The 7,228-nt window shown below is 50.8% G+C and carries 8 protein-coding genes and 2 pseudogenes; 4 read left to right on the forward strand and 6 right to left on the reverse strand.

Annotated features, from left to right (window positions below):
* Nucleotides 1-282: hypothetical protein (locus FA743_RS20535; RefSeq protein ID WP_211242352.1), on the forward strand; the 282-nt coding region annotated here is incomplete at its 5' end.
* A 196-nt stretch (nt 283-478) separates the two neighbouring features.
* Nucleotides 479-763 carry a hypothetical protein gene (locus FA743_RS20400; RefSeq protein WP_169308956.1) on the forward strand — a complete coding sequence of 95 codons (285 nt, stop codon included), beginning with the start codon at nt 479-481 and terminating at the stop codon, nt 761-763.
* A gap of 87 nt (nt 764-850) precedes the next feature.
* On the opposite strand, the gene FA743_RS19740 is transcribed toward FA743_RS20400, so the two are convergent.
* The 5 genes from FA743_RS19740 to FA743_RS19760 form a co-directional block, all read right to left on the reverse strand.
* On the reverse strand, nt 851-1,681 hold the full coding sequence (locus FA743_RS19740; protein ID WP_136887771.1) for a sulfotransferase domain-containing protein: 831 nt from the start codon (nt 1,679-1,681) through the stop codon (nt 851-853).
* A 5-nt stretch (nt 1,682-1,686) separates the two neighbouring features.
* Nucleotides 1,687-3,189, reverse strand: coding sequence for a sulfotransferase family protein (locus tag FA743_RS19745; protein ID WP_136887772.1), 1,503 nt, complete (start codon nt 3,187-3,189; stop codon nt 1,687-1,689).
* A complete protein-coding gene (locus FA743_RS19750) occupies nt 3,186-3,953 on the reverse strand; it encodes a hypothetical protein (RefSeq protein ID WP_169308957.1) in 768 nt (255 codons plus the stop codon). Before FA743_RS19750 ends, FA743_RS19745 begins: the two co-directional genes overlap by 4 nt.
* 155 nt (nt 3,954-4,108) lie before the next feature.
* Nucleotides 4,109-4,411, reverse strand: coding sequence for a CcdB family protein (locus tag FA743_RS19755; RefSeq protein WP_136887774.1), 303 nt, complete (start codon nt 4,409-4,411; stop codon nt 4,109-4,111).
* Nucleotides 4,411-4,647: a type II toxin-antitoxin system CcdA family antitoxin gene (locus FA743_RS19760; protein ID WP_136887775.1), complete on the reverse strand. Its 237-nt coding sequence runs from the start codon at nt 4,645-4,647 to the stop codon at nt 4,411-4,413. Before FA743_RS19760 ends, FA743_RS19755 begins: the two co-directional genes overlap by 1 nt.
* A gap of 277 nt (nt 4,648-4,924) precedes the next feature.
* Between FA743_RS19760 and FA743_RS19765 the strand changes: the two are divergent.
* Nucleotides 4,925-5,269 (forward strand): annotated as a pseudogene (locus FA743_RS19765) (IS110 family transposase); the annotation flags it as partial.
* A gap of 288 nt (nt 5,270-5,557) precedes the next feature.
* Here FA743_RS19765 and FA743_RS19770 read toward each other — a convergent pair.
* Nucleotides 5,558-5,716: pseudogene (locus tag FA743_RS19770) on the reverse strand (transposase); the annotation flags it as partial.
* A gap of 401 nt (nt 5,717-6,117) precedes the next feature.
* Here FA743_RS19770 and FA743_RS19775 point away from each other — a divergent pair.
* A complete protein-coding gene (locus FA743_RS19775; protein WP_136887776.1) occupies nt 6,118-7,098 on the forward strand; it encodes a DUF1403 family protein in 981 nt (326 codons plus the stop codon).
* Nucleotides 7,099-7,228: the final 130 nt, after the last annotated feature.

The raw sequence follows: 7,228 nt of genomic DNA on the forward strand, positions 1-7,228 counted from the left end.
GGCGGCAGCATCCGCTTCAGCACAGCCGCCTTGCGTTCCGGTGAATATCCCACGTCATCGTCCTATCCCGCCCACCTGAAAAATAAAGGAAAAGTAGAGCAGCGGACAACTTCCCTGACACGGGGGGCAAGGCCAGTGCAGCGCCAACCCCGAGAACGTGATCTCCACCTCGTTGAGAACTGCACGATCGACCTCCGCGAGAGCCTGCATCAGATGCACCGGCATCACGGGTGTTATGCGCCGCAGATTGGGGGAGGGGCGGGGATCAGCCAAGCGTTGTGAGATGAAAGGGCTACACGGATGTGGCTCGTGCCCCTTCGGCAGGCCCTCACAGCACAATCGGGTTTCACCATACAGCGCTTAAACTGGACCGTTCAGACCAATCATAATGCTGTTTTTTTGTTGATTTTCATGAGAGAGTTAAAACCTCTTAGTAAGGCAGGCGGGAACGTTTTAAATGCGGAACAGATCAGACAGCGTGCTTCTCAGCTCCGAAGAAATTTTCTTCATTCTGGCAGCAATATCCTCACATCGGGAGAACACCTTATATAATTCTATATTTAAAAGGTTGTCTGACTTCTTAATTTCAAAAGATCATAATGCAATCATGAATGACACGTGGCGCGATGACAAGCATCGTGTTGTTGAAGCGATGCGTACCCCAATCGATGCTGATCTAAACAGTGATTCTTCCATCCCCGCAGAGCTGGGGGCTGACAACGCCGTTGAATCCTATTGGTCTTCATATCCAAATAAAGACTAGCGCCGGAGACAAGAGCAGAGGCAGGAAAACTTGGGCAACAAAGACATGCCTGATAAATAATACTGTCAGTCATACTAAGTTCCGAATTCATTTTGAATTTTTGAAAAATTCAGTGCCGAAAGTATTGATCAAGAAAGCTTCTTGGTCACGAAGTACTTTTTTTAAGTGATCATAAACAAAGTCTGGAATATTAATTGGCGCCGATGCGAAAATCTTCTCATGGAGATTTTTATAGGTGTGAGGTTCCGCATTTGTGAATTTTTCAATATCCCTCATGACATGAAGAGGATCCTTCGATATCAGTCCAAATGGAATAAAAAGAAGGCTTTCTTTTGGCCTGCTACTCATCCAACGATCAATGTGGGATTTATAATTTCCTCGCTCGTAAATCGCCGGGAGATTAACCACATCCACCCAGTCATCTTGAGACGGCGAAACAAGATTACGCCTCCTAATCATCATCTTGATTTGGGATATAGCCCGATTAACAGGGCTTCTAACAATGTATATTGCCTTGAAGTTGTCTCCAAGAACATCTTCAGCATACTTAATACCGGCAACTGAAATTGACGAATACTCGGGAGTTATGTCAATAGGAATCCTTCCCTCCGGGCATAAGGAAAATATATGCCTATACCATTTTTCATCAAACATCGGATCTTCCAGCGCAGTTTTTGCCCACGCTTTTCTTTTACCGTTGTATATATTTTGCTTTTCCCATCTTTGTGTTGCTGATTTCACACCCTTCCTAACGTGTCCCTTTGTCCATCCCCTATTTTCTGGTACAAAATTATGGTCGAAGAAGTGCACCTCTTTAAAGGGAGGAACCCAGAACGACCTATTCTGCTTTAAGTTATTGTGAAGCCAGGACGTTCCTGCCTTCTGTGCTCCAATTCCAATAACGCTAGGGATTGTCATATTAATCAACTACCGTTATCTTGCGCTGGCTTTTCATCGGCACTATTCCTCTCTTTGGCTTCACCTTCTTCTTTGATTGCCTCTTTTATTATTAATGAGAGATCGTCTGATGCCATATGCGGATTTTTTTCACCTGTTATCTTTTTAAATCGAGAAATCGTACTGTGCTTTTCTGACAGTCTAGTAACTAATTCTTTTGAAAAAATAGATGCTGGTTTACTCTCGTGCAAAACGTTATTTAGGCGACCTAGAAGGTTTTCAATCATATCACCTTTCTCTGGCGAGAACCCTATAACTCCTTCATACATATGACCACCCCGGGAGAACTTGAGACGGGGAGGCCATGGAATTCGAGGATAATACACGCGTCGCTCAGTCTCGCTCAGTTTTACAAGTGCTGAAATAGAAGATCCCAGAGCCGCAATTGCACGTTCTTCGCCATTACGTCCCACATCTACCAATGTGTCGCAAACTGAGGACAACCACCTTATATTTAGACTATTTGCCAAATCAATTCCGTATTCAGTTACGATTTTAAAAAATAATTCTAACCCTAGCTTGTTATGAGGATCTCTTCGAAGAACTACTATTATACAGGCCAAAAGGTGGTTGAGGCGGGGTTGACCGGAGAATTCCGGCTCTAATGAGCGGAAGTGATCAAGAATATTTTTATCGCGTCCAGGCCAAGTATTTTGTTTCTTTACTTCTACAAGGCTATTGTTGAAAATACTTAAGTCAACACTGGCTTCTGGAAGGGCCTCAGATAGCATCAATTCATTTGTTCCAGAGCACTCAAAATAGTAGCGCCATGCTGCTACACACGGGTCCCTTGCTATTTCTGTAAATATGTCGGACTTCGGTGAGATAATTGCGTTGTGGGGTTTCTTATAGTTCGTAAATGAAACCGGCGGCTCATAGCCAAGTATTGTATAGTCTGACTGATATATGTTCATAAAGCGAACAATGTCACTGCTACTAAAGCTATCAATTTTTAAAGCTTGAGGATGATTTGCAGTTCGCCTTACCCATTCAATTTCTGGTTTTATGCCCAATCTTTTCGCAACCTCAAGAAAACCTTCTTGAATTTTTTCATATTCTAATATCTCATTTGCGTGAGACAAGCAAAAGAATGGTTCAGTTTGGGGCCAGAGGTGATGCTTTAAATTGTCTTCAAGGCGCCGGTTCATCCGAGTATATTCTATTTTGGGATCTTCTAGAATATCGAGAGCGCCGCTTATGGTTATATTTGGCAATGAAGGGGTGTTATAGTCTTTGATTACCTCAGTACTATCTAAGACCCCTAGCTTAAACATATTTATTGCCGACAAGAATCTATCAAGCGGATTACGTACAACACAGAACGTATAATCAGCATGCCATGTGTCGGGAATACAGCCAAAAGCTGTCTTTGCCTTGCCCAATGGGGCTAGCGCTTTTCTTATTGAAGATCCACCAGCTTTTTTAATATGGATAAAGACGGTTCTGCTTTCTTCGTAATAAAAATTCATATTTCGGAGGTCGCTGTATTCAGCATTAACTTAACATCGGGCATGTCCTTTATGAAATCCAAATCGTTGAGGTAGGTTTCAAAAAGGATTTTAGTTGCCCCAAGGTCTATACTCTTTTTTTCAGGCTCAGCAAATCTTTCTAGTTCCGCCAGATCTCGTATAGTCTCGCGCTCGCTATTATTAAACTTTAGCCCCGTAACTCCTTCAACAAAAGCTACTGACTGAGATATTTGATCTTCTATCGGCCACAAAATAAGTGGCTTTCCCGGAAATATTCTTTTTATGTTGTTTACAACGTCAACCCAAGAAAATGCATCTGGGTTATCTGCGAGAATGCGAGCCCCCCCTTTGCTCGCAAATTCGCTGATTGGCGCATACGCGGGCTGAGGGGCAATGACTATATGTACTGCAACTGGTGCATCAATAAATAGGTCGGCAATATCTAAAATAGGTTTTGATATTTTTGCGTTTCGCTTGAACAAAAAAGTATCGCCCCCATCTCTTGTTAGTAGTCCATGCGCAGAAACAATGACGCGCATGCAGTCTGCATTTATGCCTAAATTTTTGATTTTATCAGAAAGCATTAGTCCTGACCCAGTTGATTTTGTCAGGCTTCTGAATGATTGCGTATTAATTTTCTTTATATCGTATTCATCAAATAATTTCTTAAACGTTAAGAACGTTTTGTCTAGTAAGGTTGGATAGAGGTGTGACGCTCCAAGATGCAGTTGATAGCCTAAGGGAGGAAAATTCGTAATTGTCATCTTGCTCATCATTAGCTTCGCTGCTGTGTTTTTTGTATGTGAAAATGGGAATGTACCAGCTTCATACTTTTAGCTACGTCCCGATCCTTGGAATATCTTAGAGACGATTCATGCTTTTCGCTGTGCCTGCTGATCAGCTTTATGATTCAGTGGGATTAAAAGCCTACCAGAACCATGTCCAGAGCGGCCATGATCTCGCTGTCTTTATCGTCGAGGGTGGTGACAGGGTCGCGCAAGAGAGCACACGGGATAGCAGCTAAGAACTGGGTGACCATGATATGCGGTTCGGCGCCGATCTCGAAGACAGGGTTAAGCTGCTTAGCTGGTATGGGAGCCTTCCCGAAGGGCAGGAGCGGCACGACGATCCTAGTGTTCAACCCGTTCAGAACATCGGCCTGTACATCTAAAACATAGCCTGCCGCCGCGCCGGGGCGAACATAAACATCGAAGCGAGCCATCAGAATTGCCGATAGGCGTCTAGCGGCAGGCCCTGTGCCTCACTCCAAGCATTCGAGCTTGCCAAGGCTGCAGCGTTTTCCCGCTGCCAAGCCTCACCCTTGGCGACTGCCACGGCGCGCCGTAGGCCGGCCTCGGCGGCTTGAGACAGATTGACGCCGAAAGACCGAGCCTCCGTCAAAAGAACTGGGTCCAAAGTTAAATTCGTAGCTTTCCGTGGGGCAGTCTGGCGTTGCATCGTTCACCTCGCTTCATGCGCATAACATATACGCATTAACATGGTAGGCAAGGTCGTTTTGACCTCATACTTGACTGGTTCAGGCGTACCGATGAAATCACTGCCCCTAACCAAATATCTGACGGCGACGGCCATCCGTACGGCGGTGGACGGCTACCTAGACCCCATGATAGCGAAGTGAGCTGACTGGGTCATCGGCCTCTCCCGCGTCATTCTCCGTTCGAGGGTTGCGCCAGATTGGCTGGCGCCGGGCCTCAAGAATGGGGGGAGAGACCGCATGGAAGATAGCATGTTCATCGGGCTGGATGTCCACAAGGCGACGATTTCCGTCGCAGTTGCGCAGGGGAAACGTGGGGGTGAGGTTCGCCATTGGGGGACGGTTCCGCATCGGCCCGATTATGTTTGCAAGCTGGTAGAGAAGCTGGCCGCAGGCGGAGGTCAATCGTATTTTTGCTATGAAGCAGGGCCGTGCGGGTATGGCCTGCATCGCCAGCTCGTCGAGATGGGGTATGAATGCATCGTCGTAGCGCCCTCGCTCATCCCCATGAAGGCAGGCGACCGGGTAAAGACGGACCGCCGCGATGCCGTGATGCTCGCAAAGCTGCACCGCGCGGGTGAGCTAGAGCGAGGCAGCCCCAGGACGAAGCCACGGTCATGCGGTAACCAACCCGCGCATGAGAGCTTGCTCAACCGTCGTCTCAGTTCCGTCTCCTACCCTGCGCATTTACACAAGTTTGCGCCCGGCCCCGCCGGAATACTTGCCATGGATCAGAGGGTTGACAACGATCATGAGAACAGGCCGCTGAAATAGTCGCCGAGGTGGAACGGTTTTTTTAGGACGGGCGCGTCTGCCTCAAGTTTCCGGCCCGTCAGGGTGAACCGTATGCATGGCTGATGCCGCTTGTTTGCCTCAGGCCGCTAGCAACCGGGGCAGCCGCGCGAGATTGTTGGCCGCCATTGTCAGAACGAAGCGGGAGCGCACCCGTTCGATGCCACGATAAGCGGCCTGTGCCATTCCGCTGACAGTCGTCGCCCACCCGAACGCCTCCTCAATCCGCTTCCGGTGCTTCAGGGACAGACCATACCCGCCTGCAGACGGCCGCCAAGGAAGCGCTAGATGCGTTCAATGCACCGGCCGCCAAAGCCCGCCGTTAAGGCCAAGGCTGCGACCAGGACCAGAACGACGCCGGAGCCCAAGGCGGTAGTCGAGGCTGTTGAGCGGGCTCCAAAGAAAAGAACAGTCGTTCAGGAGCGGGTCCGCGACGAACCCGTCGTCGAGCATCAAATCAAGCCAAAGGACGATGCCTGGGATGATGGTCACTGACCCTGTTCTAAGCCGTCCTTACCACCCCCGTATCGGCAGCAAGCACAAAAGAGCTTCGACTTTCATCATCCAGGAGCTATTCTGAAGGCTTGCGGCCTCTGCTCGCTGCCCTGAAACGAAAATCGAGATCGAAAGACTTCTTTCCCGTGACCGGACATCTGGCGGATCCCCGAGTTTGGCTGGCAGCACAGACGCAGCAAGCTGCTGCCCTGGTAGGCGCCGCGCGCGACATGGGTCGGCTGGAGGCGACGCTAACCGCAATGCCGGCAGCAGAAGCCGAGGGAGCGCGCCAGCGACTGGCGCTTCTCGAGGTCGAGGCAATGCTACGGGCCCAGGGGGTGATGCTGGGCCCCGACGAGATCAGTCGCGATCTGATGGAGGCACGTGCCAACTCGGACCCGGAAGCTCTGCGTCTGGCCCGGTGGGCCATTCGGCGGCTGGAAGGGCAGGGAAGCCCGATGGATCTGCCGGCCTTCCTGGGTCTGCATCGTCGCGCCAGCCATGACAACGAACCGGCCACGGGTCTGGACCTGCGCCCCCAGGGGGCCGAGTTCGATGCCGCTGCTGCGGGTTTTCTGGACGCGATCGAGAACCTTGCTGGACTGTATCCCCTAGCGCGCGGGCCTGCGATCTTGGCCCTGTGGCGCATGGCCGAGCTTTCGCCGCCGGGGCAAATGGTCGAAGCCGCAGTCTGGTCGGCGCGACACATGGCGGTGGGGGCCGAGGCGCTCCGGTTCCTGCCCCTCGGCCGACAGGGGCGGCGCATCTGGACAGGTTTTGGTCCGCCCGAGGACCGCCTAACAGCGCATCTGGCTGCCCTACGCACAGGCGCGCAGGAGGCGCGTGCGCTGATCATGCACATACAGGCCTGGGCCAGGCATGCTCGTGCCGCCACCGCGACGATCAAAGGAGACAATGCCGCACGGGTCATTGCCGTGCTGGCGGCACGACCGCTGGTCTCGGCCATGGACACAGAGGCTTTGGCCAAAGTCAGCCGCCCAACGGCGGAACGGATGCTGAAGCGCCTGACCGATCTGGGTCTGATCCGAGAGGTGACCGGCCATCGCCGCTTTCGGCTCTGGGCGATTGCGACGGGCAACATTGCAGACCTCGGTGTTGGAGTATGAGCATCGGCATTGTTGCAGAACTCGGCATTGAAGCAGGGCTTCCCCTTACCCCGTTGATGCTCAGCCCAAGCGCTCGATCTCGGCAGTGCCGAGTGCGTTGAAGCGGTTCATGAACGCGATGCGGATATGA

The organism is Paracoccus gahaiensis (assembly GCF_005048225.1).
GTDB classification, from domain to species: domain Bacteria; phylum Pseudomonadota; class Alphaproteobacteria; order Rhodobacterales; family Rhodobacteraceae; genus Paracoccus; species Paracoccus gahaiensis.

Excerpts from the sequence above, each read along its gene's own strand:
- FA743_RS19750 (WP_169308957.1), bottom strand. The coding sequence starts at position 3,953 with ATGACAATTACGAATTTTCCTCCCTTAGGCTATCAACTGCATCTTGGA.
- FA743_RS19760 (WP_136887775.1), bottom strand. The coding sequence starts at position 4,647 with ATGCAACGCCAGACTGCCCCACGGAAAGCTACGAATTTAACTTTGGAC.
- FA743_RS19755 (WP_136887774.1), bottom strand. The coding sequence starts at position 4,411 with ATGGCTCGCTTCGATGTTTATGTTCGCCCCGGCGCGGCGGCAGGCTAT.
- FA743_RS19740 (WP_136887771.1), bottom strand. The coding sequence starts at position 1,681 with ATGACAATCCCTAGCGTTATTGGAATTGGAGCACAGAAGGCAGGAACG.
- FA743_RS19745 (WP_136887772.1), bottom strand. The coding sequence starts at position 3,189 with ATGAATTTTTATTACGAAGAAAGCAGAACCGTCTTTATCCATATTAAA.